Genomic DNA, 15,549 nt, shown 5'->3' on the forward strand with positions numbered 1-15,549 from the left:
TCATGCCAGTTGGTACTATTATTGTTTTAGCCTTTTTGGCTTTTGTTGCTGTTACCATTTTTAAAGGGGTACGCATTGTTCCTCAAGGTTATAAATGGATTGTTCAGCGTTTAGGAAAATATCATTCTACGCTTAATCCGGGGCTTAACTTCGTTATTCCTTATATTGATGACGTGGCCTATAAAGTCACCACTAAAGATATTGTGCTTGATATTCCATCACAAGAAGTCATTACCCGTGACAATGCTGTATTACTCATGAATGCCGTGGCGTATATCAATCTGACTACACCTGAAAAAGCAGTGTACGGTATTGAAAACTATACATGGGCCATTCAAAACCTTGTACAGACTTCACTACGTTCAATTGTTGGTGAAATGGATCTAGATGATGCTCTATCTTCACGAGATCACATTAAAGCTAAACTAAAAGCTGCGATTTCTGATGATATTTCAGATTGGGGTATCACTTTAAAAACAGTAGAAATTCAAGATATTCAGCCATCTTCAACCATGCAAGCTGCCATGGAAGCTCAAGCCGCTGCTGAACGTCAACGTCGTGCTACAGTTACCAAAGCTGATGGTGAGAAACAAGCTGCAATTTTAGAAGCAGATGGTCGTTTAGAAGCATCTCGCCGTGATGCCGAAGCGCAGGTTGTTTTAGCAGAAGCTTCTCAAAAAGCGATTGAAATGGTAACAAGTGCCGTAGGTGATAAAGAAATTCCTGTTGCTTACCTGTTAGGTGAACAGTACGTCAAAGCAATGCAAGATATGGCGAAATCAAGCAATGCTAAAACTGTTGTGTTACCTGCAGATGTTTTAAATACAATTCGTGGCATTATGGGAAAGCATAATTAATTTAATTGCTTCAAATAAGCCATTGAAATCAAAACGGCGACAATCATGTCGCCGTTTTTCTTTTATATTATTGGTTGTTTAATCTTTTCTGATCTTTCACAGGAAGCTTTTTTACGACCAAGTCATAAGAGTCGCGAATCAAATCTCGGAGAAAATCGCTTGTTAAATTTTTATGCGGTTTAATCGAAATCCAGTGTTTTTATTCATGTGATAGCCGGGAATAATAAATGGATAGAGTTCCTGATATTCCTGACTTTTATAAGGGTCACATTTGACATTAATCATTTTTACGCCAGACACTTCCACTGTCAGCATAAACATTTTTTCTAAAATTTTAAAAACTTCATACTCTGGGCCAAATGGATGAGTTTGCTCACTAAAAGGGAGATTACGCGCCGCCTCTATTGCGAGTTGATGAAGCTGTACACCATTCATTCTTTTCTCCCGTATTCATTAAATATGAATAAAAGTATGAAGATTGATTTATGTTTTTATTAATTAGTACGAGCTAACAGGAATTGTGAAATCTCAACTAATTCTTTTGCGTTTTCACCGAAATGCGCTAAAGCTTCGAAAGCTTGATCATGCAATTCTTTGGCATAAATCTGCGCTTGCTCTAGTCCCATTAGAGCAGGATAAGTCGATTTTTGTACTTGTTCATCTTTACCAGCGGTTTTTCCTAAAGTTTCAGTGCTCGACGTAATATCCAAAATATCATCTTGGACCTGAAAAGCCAGCCCAATTGCTTGACCATATTGACGTAGTTTTGGAATTGCCTGATCTGTACCCGAGAAAATTGTCACTGCACCCATCATAATGGCAGCCTGAATAAGCGCACCCGTTTTATTACGGTGAATATTCTCTAGTTCGTCTTGAGAAATTTGCTTAGCTTCGGCTTGTAAGTCTAAAACCTGTCCACAAACCATTTTAGAACTAGCTGTAGCTAAAATTTGAATTTGCTTTAAGACAATTGCAGCATCGGTTCCCTGCCCTTGTTCATCAAACAAACGGCTCCCTAAAACTTCAAATGCCATCGATTGTAAAATGTCACCCGCAAGTAACGCGGTATCTTCACCAAATGCAACATGACACGTTGGCTGACCACGGCGAAGCAAATCATTGTCCATACAAGGCAGGTCATCATGTGCTAAGGAATAACAATGGATGAGTTCAACAGCAACCGCAGCACGGCGAGCAGCCGCAAAATTTGGATTATCTTGTAAAGAAGCTGTAGCGTAACACAAAGCCGGGCGCACACGTTTTCCACCGAGCATAACTGCATGGTGTACAGCGCTTTTTAAAGGTTCGGGAATTGAGAATGCAGCCAGTGTCGTCAATAAATCTTGTTGAATACGTTGTTGAGCTTGTTTTAAAACATCCGCATTAACTTGAGAGAGTGATGACACAGTCGCCTCGTAAAATCAGTAGAGAAATTTTATTGAATGTGATGAAACATTCATGTGCTACATCATACACGATTCACTGTAAAAAGTGCGTGATGAGTTATGGATGTCAGAAGTAAAAAAGCCTCTCTAGGGTAGAGAGGCTTTTCATTTAAATGACTTTTAGAAACTGTCACCCGGAATGCGTACCCAACCTTCCATTAACACACGCGCACTACGGCTCATAATGGCTTTTTTCACCACCCATTGGCCATTTGTAAGTTCAGCTTGGGCACCAACACGTAATGTTCCAGATGGATGTCCAAAACGTACTGCTTCACGTTCTCCACCACCAGCCGCTAAATTTACTAAAGTGCCTGGAATCGCAGCCGCTGTACCAATTGCTACCGCTGCTGTTCCCATCATGGCATGGTGAAGTTTGCCCATCGACAAAGCTCGAACGAGTAAGTCGACATCTTTCTCTGAAACGTTTTTACCGCTTGAAGCTGTGTAATTTTTTGGTTTAGAGACAAAAGCAATTTTTGGTGTGTGCTGACGTGCGGCTGCTTCTGAAATATCTTTAATTAAGCCCATCTGAACTGCACCATAGGCACGAATTTTTTCAAAACGTGCTAATGCTGCTGCATCACCATTAATATGATCTTGTAATTCAGTACCTTCGTAGCCTAAATCTTCTGCATTTAAGAAAATGGTTGGAATACCAGCATTAATAAATGTGGCTTGAAAACTACCAATCTCTGGAACATCTAATTGGTCAACAACATTCCCTGTCGGGAACATATCACCGCCCTCTTCACCATCATCGGCAGGGTCTAAAAACTCAATTTGAACTTCAGCGGCAGGGAAAGTTACCCCATCTAGTTCAAAGTCTCCGGTTTCTTGAACTTGGCCATTGGTGATAGGTACATGCGCAATAATAGTTTTTTGAATATTTTTTTGCCAGATTCGAACAGTACAGAGGCCATTTTCAGGAATACGATCGGCATCAACCAAACCATTTGAAATCGCAAATGAACCAACCGCAGCTGTCAAATTACCGCAGTTACCACTCCAGTCTACAAAAGCTTGATCAATTGAAACCTGCCCAAACAAATAGTCGACATCATGATCTGGCTGTGTACTTTTGGCGAGAATAACGGTTTTACTGGTACTCGAGGTCGCTCCACCCATTCCATCAATTTGTTTTCCATAAGGGTCTGGGCTACCAATGACACGTAGCAAGAGTTGATCTCTTGCTTGACCTGCAACTTGAGCTTTTTCCGGCAAATCATCAAGTTTAAAGAATACACCTTTACTGGTTCCACCACGCATGTAAGTTGCTGGAATTTTAATTTGCGGTACGAAGCTCATATCAACTGTTATCCTTACTATTGTGTTTTTATATCTCAAAACAAGCAGACTTGTTTAGTCATTCGCTTCATCTTAAATCGTTTTATGATCAAGAGATAGCACTCTACTTTTATACATCAATCGTATTGACGCGGGTTTATTTTGGAAATTTCAATTCATGCCTGCAATGACCGAATAAAGCAAAATCATAAGAAAAAAAGTCTATCAAAAAATATATTTTTGGAAGATTTTTCAACCAATTTAACATGATTAAAAGCAAGTTTATGATTTTAAATATTTTTTATGGTTACTTTACAGTCATCCCTTGTTTAATTGTAGTCTAGGCTAAAATAAATCCATCTATTAGAATAATTTACTTATTCATTGTGAGTGAAGACCTTTGACCAACGAATCTTCTACACTTCAACGAGGACTAAAAAATCGACATATCCAATTAATTGCTATGGGTGGAGCAATTGGTACCGGATTATTTTTAGGCTCGGCGCAAGTGATTCAATCTGCGGGACCATCCATTATTTTAGGATATGCCATTGGTGGCTTAATTGCTTTTTTAATTATGCGCCACCTGGGAGAAATGATTGTTGAAGAACCTGTTGCAGGATCGTTCAGCCATTTTGCGTATAAATACTGGGGGAAATTTCCCGGATTTTTAGCTGGATGGAATTATTGGATGCTCTATGTTCTGGTTGCGATGAGTGAACTCACCGCGGTAGCCAAATATATTAATTACTGGTGGCCTCATATTCCAGCATGGACTTCTGTCTTATTTTTCTTTGTCGTGATTACGGCAATTAACCTAACAAACGTCAAATTTTATGGTGAGTCCGAATTCTGGCTCGCTATTATTAAAGTTGCTGCGGTTATCTCTATGATTGTTTTTGGCCTTTATTTGCTATTTACAGCAGATGTAGGTTCAAGCATTTCGTTTAGTAACCTTTGGTCTCATGGTGGATTTTTTCCAAATGGCTTTAGTGGCCTCTTCTATATGTTGGCTTTCTTGATGTTCGCCTTTGGTGGTATTGAACTGATTGGTATGGCCGCGGCAGAAGCAAAAGATCCGAAAAAAACCATTCCAAAAGCAATTAACCAAGTTGTTTTCCGTATCTTGATTTTCTATATCGGTTCACTAGCGATCTTACTTTCATTAGTGCCGTGGAACCAATTAGATCTAGGCGGACTCGATAAAAGTCCATTTGTTATGATTTTTAGTCAAATGGGTATTGGTTGGGCTGCACACTTACTGAACTTTATTATTTTAACCGCCGCTCTCTCTGTTTATAACAGTGGGATGTTTGCAAATAGCCGTATGCTTTACGGTTTAGCTCAACAAGGCAATGCACCAAAAATTTTCAAGAAAGTAAATAAACAAGGTGTACCTGTACCAGCAGTTTTGCTATCGGCATTACTCATTTTTGGCTGTGTTCTTTTAAATTACTTTGTACCAGAAGATGCTTTAAGCCACTTAATGTACATTGTTGTTGGAGCACTGGTATTGAACTGGGCGATGATCAGTATGACTCACCTTAAGTTTAAATCAGCAATGAAAAAACTCGGTCAAAAAACTCACTTTCCTGCACTTTGGGCACCGTTTAGTAACTATTTGGTTTTAGGTTTTATTGCTGTAGTACTCTACATTATGTGGAGTCAGGGCTTTAAAGAATCAGTGATGATGATTCCTATTTGGATCGTTCTCATGTTTATTTTGTTTAAAGTACTCAATGCCAAAGAACAGTAATCTAACAGCTTGTACTTAAAACTATAAAAAGTCATTGCCTCGGCAATGGCTTTTTTGTTTATAATCAGAAAATTATGCGCCCTTAGCTTAACTGGATAGAGCAGTTGCCTCCTAAGCGACCGACGTGGGTTCGAGTCCCGCAGGGCGCACCAAATTAAATTACACGTTAGTCCGAAATAGTACGGGAACCCTTTGTCTATAATTGATTATTAAATTTTTATAGTCTTTAATAGTCCGACATAGACCGAGATAATTCTTGTTTTTTTACGGTACTTAATACAGTACCTCATAAAATACCGCAAAAATGGTACCGCAAAAATGCCTAAAACCGTTGTCCCACTTACTGATACAAAGATAAAGAAAGCAAAATCAGAAAATGGTAAATCCCTGAAACTATCTGACGGTTCGGGTCTCTATTTACTTATAGATAAAAACCAAAATAAGTTTTGGCGTTTTGATTATTCACGCCCGTATACAAAAAAAAGAAATACTATTGGTTTTGGTTCTTACCCAGAAGTAAGTCTTGCAGATGCACGATCTAAACGGGATGAAGCTAGAACTTTACTGGCTCAGAATATTGACCCACAAGTTGAACGTAAAAGAGTTGAACAAGAACATATAAACTCAGAGAAAAATACTTTTGCTGCTGTTGCTGCAGAATGGGAATCAAAACAGGATTTTGCCGAATCAACTATCCGTGGGCATAAAAGATTACTTCAAGTCATAAACTCCAATATTGGGAAAAAACCTATAGATAAAGTCACACCAGTTGAAGTCTTAAATATCTGTCGTATTTATGAGAAACAAGGAAAATTAGAGACAGCAAAAAAAGTTAAAGTGAAATGCGGACAAATCATGAGATATGGTGTCGCCACTGGTAGGTGTGAAAGAGATGTAACTCAAGATTTAAGAGGTGCTTTAAAAACACCTAAAGTAAAACATTTATCAGCTTTGACTGAATCGAATGAATTTGCTGAACTACTTTACGACATCGATTTTTATGAAGGCACGTTCATTACCCAAATGGCTTTAAAAATTGCTCCTTATGTATTTGTTCGTCCGGGTGAGCTGCGTTACGCAAAGTGGCCAGATATTGACTTAGAAATTGATCTTTGGAGGTATACGCCACCAAAAACCAAAAATAAAACTGGCGTTCAACACCTTGTGCCTATTCCTAGACAAGTTAAAGAACTGTTGCTGAAAATAAAGGAACTGACTTATGATCCTGACGGGGAAAGTGAGTATGTATTCCCTTCTATGACTAGCAAACTTAAACCAATGTCAGAAAATACAATTAACCAAGCATTACGCAGGTTAGGCTATACATCTGAACAAGTTTGCGGACATGGCTTCCGAGCTTCTGCAAGAACAATATTAGAGGAAGTACTTAACTACCCTATTGAAATCATTGAACAGCAATTAGCACACAAAGTTAAAGATATGCATGGTCGAGCATACAACCGGACAAAACATTTAGAGAAAAGAAGAGAGATGATGCAAAGCTGGGCAGATTATTGTGATCAAATTAAAGCAGATTATGCCAAGACCTTACCAACTAGATAAGTGATTGTATCTTAGTGAATTGCCACCAAGTCTTATTAAAGTAAACTTCATTATTTAAAAAGTTAATTTTTAGCTCGTTTCCATTGTGGTCATAAATCTTTATGACTTCACCTTTTTTATTTATTTCGGCAAGAAGATTGCATGTGTGCTCCATCTTGCCAGATTCAGAAACCATAATCATGACTTGCATCATAAAGCCCTTACACAAATTGAGACATTCACATTACTATTAATAGTGTGAGCTGTGCAACCTGAGAAGAGGAGGCACAGCAATGTGATGATTGTTGCAACTTTAGTACGCTTACACATATAAGTTACTTCTTTAAAAAGAGTGCTCGCTCTGCTTCTCGGCGACGAACTAGACCTTTCATAACTTTACCGCCCGCTTTATTCCACACAAGAAATTGATCAGCAGCACCTTGATAGTCACGTTTATTGAGTTTCTTTAATAAGGTTGAATTATTAAAAGCACCAGAGCCAATGTTGTAAGTCAGCGATACTAATGCATCAAACTGATTTTGAGTTAAAGGTACAGTTACCGATTCATTTACAGTCTTTTCAAATTTGGCTAAGTCATGCTTAAAGTAAGTCTTAGCTTGCTCAGGTGTGCAAGTATCACCTTGCTTAACCTTCACGCCATTTGGATAAACTGTGGTGCCAGTGCCAATGGTCCAGACTCCAACACCATCGTCATAAGCTTTGAATCTTGTTCCCTCAAAACTTGTGATTAAATCTATACCAACATCACTTGTCGTTTTCCCACTTGGTGCAAGTTTTTCGACCACTTTATTTAGATCGTCTACTTGCGCCTGTGTAAGCTTGCCGCCTGCAATTACTCGGGCAGCATCGAAGAATGGTTTAGTTGTCATTGGATTCACCTTTCTTTTTCTCTAACTCAGAGCTACCAAAATAAAACCCACATGCAGTTGTCATAGCCCCAGCAATAAAACCCAATGCCGTATTGATCAGATTGCTGTTTTCTCGCGGCATATCCACAAAAAATAAAGCAATCACTAAAACAAACATCAGTCCCACTAATGCGAAAGCTAGATATGCGCGAGTATTTTCACTGTTCATCTTTTTGCTTCCTCCAACCGTGATACTTTCTCTTTAATTAAAGACTGGTCTTGGCTTAATTGAATAATTGAAGATCCAACCCACGCACACAATGAAAATACGATGCCTGCAAATATTCCCAGCAATACACGCAGCACAGAAATTCCACCATCTTGCGCTGCTGTGCGGTTTTCTAAATTGGCGACTTTGATATCCAATGTATCGATATCTTTTTTGTTCTGTTCGCTAGTCTCTTTGTGCGCTTCATTAATGAAAGTCAGTCGAGTAACATGATCTGACAACATGCGAATATCACTCTGAATGGAGTCGATTTTCTTTTCAAATCTCAACCCATACGATTCATTTTCAGTCATGCCTTCCCCCTTTCGTTTAGGCAATAAAAAAGCCCTAAGCTATTGAAGCAAAGGGCTTGTGGTGGTTTGGTGGGTAAGTTAGTTGCTTGTGTTTAGTTTACCAAGTTAAAACCTCCTGTTTTTTCAGCACACATCAATGGTCCTACATCAGATTACTAATTTCACAAGTGCATTTACCTGCTCTTCTGTTAATTCATCAAACATATAAAAATGCTTAAATGTTGTATCTGAAAAATAACGTGTTGGCGAATTCCCAGTTTGATAGTTAGCCCCTCCAATATCAATGTAAGCTTTAAATCCATCAAAGTTGGCGGGGCTTAATGGTGGAAGAGTAACTGCCAAACCATCACGATAACCTATACCTGTCCCAATATTCTCTGATGTTCTATGCTGGTATCTAACATCTGCCTGTGTACTTGAATTCAAGTCAATATTTGCATAAGCAGCAGAACCTGAATTATTTTGGTTTGGATTATTTCCAACCTGCCTGCGCAAACGCGTGTAGTTACTATTCAGTGGGGTTTGAAGAGTTAGTAGCGGGGAAGCATTCGGTTCACCATTGTGCAATGTTAAAGCTGCATCAATAGTTAAAAAATTTCTTGAAGGGGCTTGAGCAAAACGCTGATGCCCAATAAAAGTTCCTTTACCACGCAAGTCTATTTTATTTAAAGATGTTAAAATTGTTCCATTCACGGTGTCTGAAACAGTGTTATTAAACTTTATACCGTTATTTAATGTTGGTAGTAAACCAGAACCAAAACTAACAGATACTAAATCTTCTCCGCTCAAACTGTAAGCTTTAAGAATATTAGAGCCACTTAATTTTAACCCGAATGAAGATGACACCCACGTTCTTGCCGCACCAAGCAGTCCATTTTTAATTAGAAAATCAAATGCTGCAATTGTAGCATTCTCATTCATAACTGTTCCGCCATCTGCTTCTACACGATTTTTATATGCTGTGTAAGCTTCAGATGCAGTTGTGATAAGTGATGCGTAAGTACCAAAGTTTTTGAGCGAAGCTCGATTTGATTTAATTACGACTGACATTGTTCATAATCTCCGAAATTGTAAAAAGTTGAATACCCAAATCTTCATTACTATTAACACCACTCCACTTATCGTTATATTCCATCATTAATAGATATACCCCTTCAGTCCATTTAATTATTTGCGTATACCCAACATAACGAGTATCAGCAAAGGGTGCGTAGTGGAGCGGAAATGTGTTGCAATCATCATAAGAAAGCGATAAACGGAATCTAGTTCGTTGATTTAAAGAATTAGTATCGTGACTTTCGATATGCAAGCCTAGTGCATCGTCATAGAGCAAAAATGATTGACTCACGACACTTACAAGCTTGTTTGTGTGAACTAATTGCCAAGTTTTGCCCTCATCAACACTACGTGCAAACCCTGCAAACATCTGTGTCGATTGCATTGGGCGCATAGACATTATCAAATGCCCATTACTATCTAAGTTAATACACGGCTCTGTACCCCAATTTGATTCGCGTATCCATTGCTGTGAATAACTCCATGTTGCGCCATCATCATCTGAATAGATACATCCACATTGTCCCAGCGTCGAATAAAGAGCGACAATCAATCTTCCCGATTTAAGTCTTAATACTTCGGATGTTGTTCCTAACGCTTTTAATGCTGTTGTTGGCGGATTGTTAGTAAAAGTTAAAGCCACAGGATCAGTCCATGTAACACCCTCATCTGATGAATATCTAACATATCTGATGTAATTTACAGGATTCTGTGCTGTCGCCTCCGCATACCCAACTGATTTCTCATAAACAAGAATAATTCTATTATCTGATGTGCGACCCAAATGTGGATGTTTAACAATACCCGCATCTGTATCTGGGTAAATAAATAGTTTTTTATCTCGAATTGTGATGTTTTGACTACTATCAATATCAGCAAAACCACACCAAAATGCAGACCCTGAGCCATCACCATCATACTCGGCTTTAGTTTGTTGATGCCAAACCATAAACAACCCAGTCGGGACTTTAATAGCAGAAATCATACGGTTTCGAAGACCATTTGATTCTGCACGAGTCATTACAGATGTGAACTCAGAACGTGGTGGATATTTGCTAATCAAACTAGACTGATAGGCTAGACATGCGGTGCGGTCTAAATTTTTTGGCGTCTCTTTTACAATGGTTGATAGTGATTCACCGCCTTGAAAAATCTGACCAGCAACATGTAGATTTGAACTTAAATCTGTATAAGCAACTACGTTTCCACTTTTATCAAGAAAAGTATTTAAAACACCATCATCTCTTGAAAAAATCTGTGAAACTAGGGTGTTGATGTTCTCTTGAACTCCGCCACTCATCCCTACAAGTTTTAATTGGCCATCCTTTGTTGTGTATGCATAAACAAAACCTGCAATGTCTTCCCGCATGTCAAGTGCGTCATATGCATCTAATGGAATTCGATTATTTGCATAGTTTTTTGCATTTGCTTCTGCTGCATTCGCTTTAGCGGTTGCATCGGCCGCTGCTTGTGAAACTGGATCAAAAATTGACTTTGTAAAAGTAGTTCCATCCCATTGCCAGTCGCCATTATTAGATGGAGTAGCATCATTGGTGACTGTGACTTTTGATTTCGCAGGAATATTAGCTTTATCAGCATCCATATCTGCATAAGTTTTGTAAGCTCTGTTGCCTACACCATTTGCATTAACTTTTGCATCAATTGCTGCTTCAGAAATTATAGCGCGCTGAATTTCTGCCTTCAAATTGGCTTGTTGCGTAGAAATCAAGCCTTCTAACTCTTGCTCAGCTCCTTCTGCTCGAGATTTTTCTTCGGCAATGCTTTGATTAGATTTAATAAGCTCTTGATAAATATTTTCTAAGTGTGTTTGAACACTTTTTTTATCTAAAGCGAAGACAATGCCTGCAGTAATGCCTTCAAAAATATTTGGATTTGTTGCTGCAATATATGTATCTATATATTGCTTTAGTCCTGTGAATATTTGCGCATCACGCATTTTTGCCAATTCATCAAAATTAGCGTCATGCGTGCGTCTCCATTCAATTTCCGCTTTAAGTCGCGCTAATAATTCTGCATCGATCATGTCTTGTTCTTGTAAGACATGCCAAATCTTATCGAAGTCGTAATTTACAGCTTCAGGACGGAATGAGTTGTCATATTTTTGATAATTTGTATCTCGGTTTAGTTCTGTTTCTCGATACAGTTCTACTTGTGTTCCATCTGTTGGTGCAGTTGCAAACACTACTTTTAGAGCATTCATATCAACTGCATATGTCCCAACAACAGGAATTTCTTTATTCATTGTTACAATCAAATACTCAGGATCATGAAGATCAAAAGTAATTGGAAATTCTGTCGTCTGTCCATTTGCGACATATCCGACATATGGTATTTGCTCTGGCACTGACATAGCCTACCCCTAATTTTCGAAATCTAAGGCGGCTTCATGTACGCCACCGTTTGTTCTCCAATTAGGCGTTTCTTTATACTCATCTTTGTTGTGTAATTTACCTATGCGTATAGGTTCATCAGATATTGCACCTGCTAATGAATCTAATGGATCATCAATCTGGTTCGTAACTGCTGGATTCCATGAGCGCATAATACGAACTTCAAAACTATCATCTTCTGGCTTATCTGGATCATATAAAACTGATACATGAGCCCATAGAACACCCGAATTTAATGGGCCTTCAATAGCTCCTAAAATCCTTAGGTTTTTATTCTTAGTTTCTTTTATTTCAGTTACACCACATCTAACACCTTGTTGTTTGAGGCAACTCTTTAGAACACTTGGGAAAAATCCACCTACACCATTTGTTTCAACCGTCACTCTAGTAATGTAAAACTCTTTAATTAGTTGAACTAATTGATAGACCTGTCCACCTATAATGTTGTGGCCTGATTCATCCGTAGGACCCACTTCTCCTTTCAGGCTAATAGATCTATGCCAGTACATTCGGCCTTGTTCATCATGAAGAATTAGTGCAACAGATGAGATATCTGAATCTTTCTTCCCTTCAGATGGATCAACACGTAGAGAAGCAGAAGCAATTCTGACATTGCCTAACATCATTAATGCAACGCCATTGGCATATTTTAAAGTTGGTTCACAGTCATATGGGATCAACTTGTCAGGATCAAGACGAACATCACCAATAGGCTTAGCATGTAGTTGGTATTGTGAATCCCATTCATTGATAGTTCGACACTTTTTACGTCGTTTTGTCATTTCCTGTTTAGTGAAGCGTTCAGGCCATAGTGCTTTGGCATAAAAGTCAACAAATGAATAGTCATCAAGAAGTGTTACTTTATAGCCATTGCCATGTTTTTCTATTGTGTAGTGCTTATTCTCTTCTAGGCACTTACTATATTTATGAATGCCACTAAAAACATATTCAGGATAGAAGTTTAGAACTGCTTCTCTTCGCCCCTCTATTCGATATTCATGTTCAAACATCCGTCTAATAAAGCAGTTCGCCCCCGCCTCAATCATTTCTTTATAGATAGATTCATAGCTGTGTGGAGTTCCAATAAATAAGCTTGTTCCACCAGGTACTAAAATGTGGGTCTGTTCTGTAAGGCTATGTTTTAATTTTTCTCGATTTTCTTCTGTCGCTACGTTCTTCTGTACTTCTACGTCATCGTTTTGGATATGTTTGGCACGTTGTCCAGTTACGCTTGATAAAATGCCTCGCGCATACATAGAACCATACTGTTCATCACTCGAGCCTTCTACCCACCATTTAATAACACCACCATGAGATTTCTTTACATTATTAAGTTTACAAAGTGGGTGATTGGCAAGAATACGAACTACTGCACGACTACACTTAAGAGCATCAATATTTGTTGCTCCTTGATGTAGTACTAAATCATCAACATCACGATAGAAGCGCCAAGCATTAAATACAGTTACTATCCCTGATTTATTATGCCCACGTGGAAGCATGAGAAGGTTATCAACTTCATCAGATAGATTTTCCATCCATTCACATGTTTCAATGTGGAATAAGGGCGTTTCCCGCCCTAAGTATTCATCCCAAAGAACATAGAATTCAGCAAAAGATGCTTTCATAATTAACTATAATTTGACTTAGCTTTAACACTTTGAATAATCGCTTTGGCTTTATTTTTTAAATTTTCCTCATATTTTCTTTGTGTTTCTTCATCTGTACTTGCAGGCGGAATAGTCCCCTGTTTCATTCCAATTATTTGGCTAATCTTTGCAACTGCTGAGCTACATTGGTTAAACCCCTTATATAGCCAAACCTTATCGCCTCGGTCCTCTTTTGACTCAAAACCTAAATCAACAGCAGCGAACCCGATTTTCAACATATCATCGGTCATCATCTCCTGAAGTTTTTCTAATTCTGCTATTTGATCATCACGCATAAAAAAGCCCTCGCATATAGTTCATATATACAAGGGGTTCGGTTGGGGTTTGTTGGGTGTCCTACTTTGGTAGTCATAGAATATTAATAATTTAAAATGTATGCTTAGTGAGCAAATTTGCAAACAACAACTAGGGGTACCTTTAATGAAATCTTTAATCCTTGCAGCTATTTTAGCTTTACCTACAACTATGACTTTTGCTGGCCCATGTGACCATAGCTGGCAGTCTGCTAAAGATGGTTCATCTTGTGGAGATCGTGCAGCTGATCGTCGCCCAGGTGGTCGTTAATCAAAAACAAATAAGGCTGCAAATGCAGCCTTATTTTTATGATCGTTTCTTTCTACCTATAAAAGCTAAGATTGGCCAAAGAACAATTGTTAAAGCCAAGACTCCCATAAAATAAAAAGTTAAAATCTTATTTACTATATAATCTTGATCGCCACTCATTAAGAAAACCATGGCAACAGGTCCGGCAAATAAAGAATAAATGTAAAAGTTTCCTACCTTTTCCCAAAATCTTTTCATCACTCCACAACCTTCTTAAATCGATCAGATAAGTATTTATTTTGGTGAGTAATACTTTCAACTTTATTTATTAATTTATAGCTGTAAATCAGTTATAGAATTGAAAAATAGTAAGCATATACAAGAGTCTCAATTAACTTTAAATTTCATCGGCTGGAAGTCATCAATATGAACTTTTTTAGCCTTCAGTAGGTCTTCTCTTTTACCATCTGCGACCAGGACGGCGCGCTTAACTTGAACTGTCCAAGTGCGACCCGCTCCGCACATAGTCTCTGATTCGATAAAGACATTCCCAAATGCTTTACCTTGAAGGTTTTGTATATCGCCGTAGGTTATTACATTCTCAGAAGTCCCCTGCACTCTACCGGCTTTATCCTTTGCCACAAGGTCTAAATACAGTTTGTCATAGGTTCCAAGAAAATCATGGATCGTTACATCCACCACTGCGGAACAGATCCCAGAGTTCACATAGCTGGTCTTAGAATGTTGAAGTGTAATTGGAGTGGCCATAACAATAGAACTGCATAGATATGTCATTAGCCCAAGTAGTCTTTTCATGCATCAGTTCCTAATTATTTAATTCAACAATTTCTTTTGCTAATCCATAGACCAAATCTAACCCCTTCAAATCATACTTATATGATGCATATTTATTATCTGATTTGATTGAATAGTTAAAGCGATTTGCTTTTAATAAGCTCGCTATAAAACTATTTGTTTTAGCCGAAGGTGTAATAATGGTGCTAGGCAATGTCTGCATTGGCTTTCCATCTATACGATAATTTACTTCAAATAAATATTTATTAGACTTAACAAAATTTTCTCTATCAAAAAAGAACCATCGTTCCTTCTGGAGCAACATGCATAGCAAAACGATTATCTTTGGATAGGATTAAGCAATCTACAGTTGGCAAACCTTTAATGATTGTTTTGGAGCACCCCATGTACCAAAACAGATTGTCCTGTAACCCAATATAAGCATAAGTAATTTTATTTTTAGTATTTTTATAATCGGTAAATACAGAATCATTAAGAATTAAATATTTTTGTATATCTGGGCTAATTATGTCTTCACCAGAATACACAATGGAGCAAAAAGTTATTGATAATAATCCAATGTATATTTTCACTCTATCACCTTCTCAAAATCAGATTTGTATACGTATGTAGCACTAATCTACTTGCCTATACAAGCCATCCTAATAATTAAAAAGGCTCTATAGAATAGATTTACACATCATATTCCGCAGAGCCATTAAAAAGGAGGAGCCGA

At 38.0% G+C, this 15,549-nt stretch carries 18 protein-coding genes, 1 tRNA gene and 1 pseudogene; 5 read left to right on the forward strand and 15 right to left on the reverse strand.

The features are described 5' to 3' along the window. The first annotated feature begins 2 nt into the window (after positions 1 to 2). The gene (locus EGT34_RS07445; RefSeq protein ID WP_001143941.1) at positions 3 to 857 is read left to right on the forward strand and encodes an SPFH domain-containing protein; all 855 of its coding nucleotides are present in this window, start codon (positions 3 to 5) and stop codon (positions 855 to 857) included. Positions 858 to 924: 67 nt separating this feature from the next. Here the strand turns inward: EGT34_RS07445 and EGT34_RS07450 are convergent. The 3 genes and pseudogenes from EGT34_RS07450 to prpF all read right to left on the reverse strand — a co-directional run bounded on the left by EGT34_RS07450 (position 925) and on the right by prpF (position 3,610). Beyond that, a pseudogene (locus tag EGT34_RS07450) lies at positions 925 to 1,292 on the reverse strand (MmcQ/YjbR family DNA-binding protein). A gap of 59 nt (positions 1,293 to 1,351) precedes the next feature. Further along, positions 1,352 to 2,263, reverse strand: a complete 912-nt coding sequence (locus tag EGT34_RS07455) for a polyprenyl synthetase family protein (RefSeq protein WP_000097113.1) — start codon at positions 2,261 to 2,263, stop codon at positions 1,352 to 1,354. 159 nt (positions 2,264 to 2,422) lie between these two features. Then, positions 2,423 to 3,610 (reverse strand): 2-methylaconitate cis-trans isomerase PrpF, encoded by a 1,188-nt coding sequence (gene prpF, locus EGT34_RS07460; RefSeq protein WP_000011468.1) that lies wholly within the window; start codon positions 3,608 to 3,610, stop codon positions 2,423 to 2,425. A 379-nt stretch (positions 3,611 to 3,989) separates the two neighbouring features. Between prpF and EGT34_RS07465 the strand changes: the two genes are divergently transcribed. From EGT34_RS07465 to EGT34_RS07475, 3 genes are all read left to right on the forward strand, one after another. After that, the gene (locus tag EGT34_RS07465) at positions 3,990 to 5,345 is read left to right on the forward strand and encodes an amino acid permease (protein WP_002016863.1); all 1,356 of its coding nucleotides are present in this window, start codon (positions 3,990 to 3,992) and stop codon (positions 5,343 to 5,345) included. 76 nt (positions 5,346 to 5,421) lie between these two features. Further along, positions 5,422 to 5,497 (forward strand) — tRNA-Arg (locus EGT34_RS07470). A gap of 166 nt (positions 5,498 to 5,663) precedes the next feature. After that, positions 5,664 to 6,908 (forward strand): tyrosine-type recombinase/integrase, encoded by a 1,245-nt coding sequence (locus EGT34_RS07475; RefSeq protein WP_001127116.1) that lies wholly within the window; start codon positions 5,664 to 5,666, stop codon positions 6,906 to 6,908. On the opposite strand, the gene EGT34_RS21240 is transcribed toward EGT34_RS07475, so the two are convergent. The 8 genes from EGT34_RS21240 to EGT34_RS07515 all read right to left on the reverse strand — a co-directional run bounded on the left by EGT34_RS21240 (position 6,901) and on the right by EGT34_RS07515 (position 13,750). After that, positions 6,901 to 7,098: a hypothetical protein gene (locus EGT34_RS21240; protein ID WP_024437371.1), complete on the reverse strand. Its 198-nt coding sequence runs from the start codon at positions 7,096 to 7,098 to the stop codon at positions 6,901 to 6,903. The genes EGT34_RS07475 and EGT34_RS21240 overlap by 8 nt on opposite strands. A gap of 124 nt (positions 7,099 to 7,222) precedes the next feature. Then, complete coding sequence (locus EGT34_RS07485) at positions 7,223 to 7,777, reverse strand: lysozyme (RefSeq protein ID WP_024437372.1); 555 nt, start codon at positions 7,775 to 7,777, stop codon at positions 7,223 to 7,225. Further along, the gene (locus tag EGT34_RS07490; protein ID WP_001083663.1) at positions 7,767 to 7,985 is read right to left on the reverse strand and encodes a hypothetical protein; all 219 of its coding nucleotides are present in this window, start codon (positions 7,983 to 7,985) and stop codon (positions 7,767 to 7,769) included. The genes EGT34_RS07485 and EGT34_RS07490 overlap by 11 nt, the downstream gene beginning before the upstream one ends. Continuing rightward, positions 7,982 to 8,338: a hypothetical protein gene (locus EGT34_RS07495; RefSeq protein WP_000138205.1), complete on the reverse strand. Its 357-nt coding sequence runs from the start codon at positions 8,336 to 8,338 to the stop codon at positions 7,982 to 7,984. Before EGT34_RS07495 ends, EGT34_RS07490 begins: the two co-directional genes overlap by 4 nt. Before the next feature lie 147 nt (positions 8,339 to 8,485). Continuing rightward, positions 8,486 to 9,388 (reverse strand): hypothetical protein, encoded by a 903-nt coding sequence (locus EGT34_RS07500; protein ID WP_024437373.1) that lies wholly within the window; start codon positions 9,386 to 9,388, stop codon positions 8,486 to 8,488. Next, the gene (locus EGT34_RS07505; protein ID WP_024437374.1) at positions 9,372 to 11,765 is read right to left on the reverse strand and encodes an exo-alpha-sialidase; all 2,394 of its coding nucleotides are present in this window, start codon (positions 11,763 to 11,765) and stop codon (positions 9,372 to 9,374) included. Before EGT34_RS07505 ends, EGT34_RS07500 begins: the two co-directional genes overlap by 17 nt. Positions 11,766 to 11,774: 9 nt before the next feature. Further along, complete coding sequence (terL, locus tag EGT34_RS07510) at positions 11,775 to 13,433, reverse strand: phage terminase large subunit (protein ID WP_078216180.1); 1,659 nt, start codon at positions 13,431 to 13,433, stop codon at positions 11,775 to 11,777. Positions 13,434 to 13,435: 2 nt separating this feature from the next. Further along, positions 13,436 to 13,750 (reverse strand): hypothetical protein, encoded by a 315-nt coding sequence (locus tag EGT34_RS07515; RefSeq protein WP_017724836.1) that lies wholly within the window; start codon positions 13,748 to 13,750, stop codon positions 13,436 to 13,438. Between the two features lie 145 nt (positions 13,751 to 13,895). On the opposite strand from EGT34_RS07515, the gene EGT34_RS21010 reads away from it, so the two are divergent. After that, a complete protein-coding gene (locus tag EGT34_RS21010) occupies positions 13,896 to 14,039 on the forward strand; it encodes a hypothetical protein (protein ID WP_165381259.1) in 144 nt (47 codons plus the stop codon). 36 nt (positions 14,040 to 14,075) lie between these two features. On the opposite strand, the gene EGT34_RS07520 is transcribed toward EGT34_RS21010, so the two are convergent. The 4 genes from EGT34_RS07520 to EGT34_RS07535 all read right to left on the reverse strand — a co-directional run bounded on the left by EGT34_RS07520 (position 14,076) and on the right by EGT34_RS07535 (position 15,406). Beyond that, entirely contained in the window at positions 14,076 to 14,276 is a 201-nt protein-coding gene (locus EGT34_RS07520; RefSeq protein ID WP_024437259.1) for a hypothetical protein, read from the reverse strand. 129 nt (positions 14,277 to 14,405) lie between these two features. Next, positions 14,406 to 14,834, reverse strand: coding sequence for a hypothetical protein (locus tag EGT34_RS07525; protein ID WP_024437260.1), 429 nt, complete (start codon positions 14,832 to 14,834; stop codon positions 14,406 to 14,408). Positions 14,835 to 14,844: 10 nt separating this feature from the next. Then, positions 14,845 to 15,036, reverse strand: a complete 192-nt coding sequence (locus tag EGT34_RS07530; protein ID WP_024437261.1) for a hypothetical protein — start codon at positions 15,034 to 15,036, stop codon at positions 14,845 to 14,847. A 67-nt stretch (positions 15,037 to 15,103) separates the two neighbouring features. Continuing rightward, positions 15,104 to 15,406: a hypothetical protein gene (locus EGT34_RS07535; protein ID WP_024437262.1), complete on the reverse strand. Its 303-nt coding sequence runs from the start codon at positions 15,404 to 15,406 to the stop codon at positions 15,104 to 15,106. Between the last annotated feature and the right edge of the window lie 143 nt (positions 15,407 to 15,549).

Origin of the sequence: Acinetobacter sp. FDAARGOS_558 (genome assembly GCF_003937785.1) — a bacterium.
Taxonomy (GTDB): Bacteria; Pseudomonadota; Gammaproteobacteria; order Pseudomonadales; family Moraxellaceae; genus Acinetobacter; species Acinetobacter baumannii.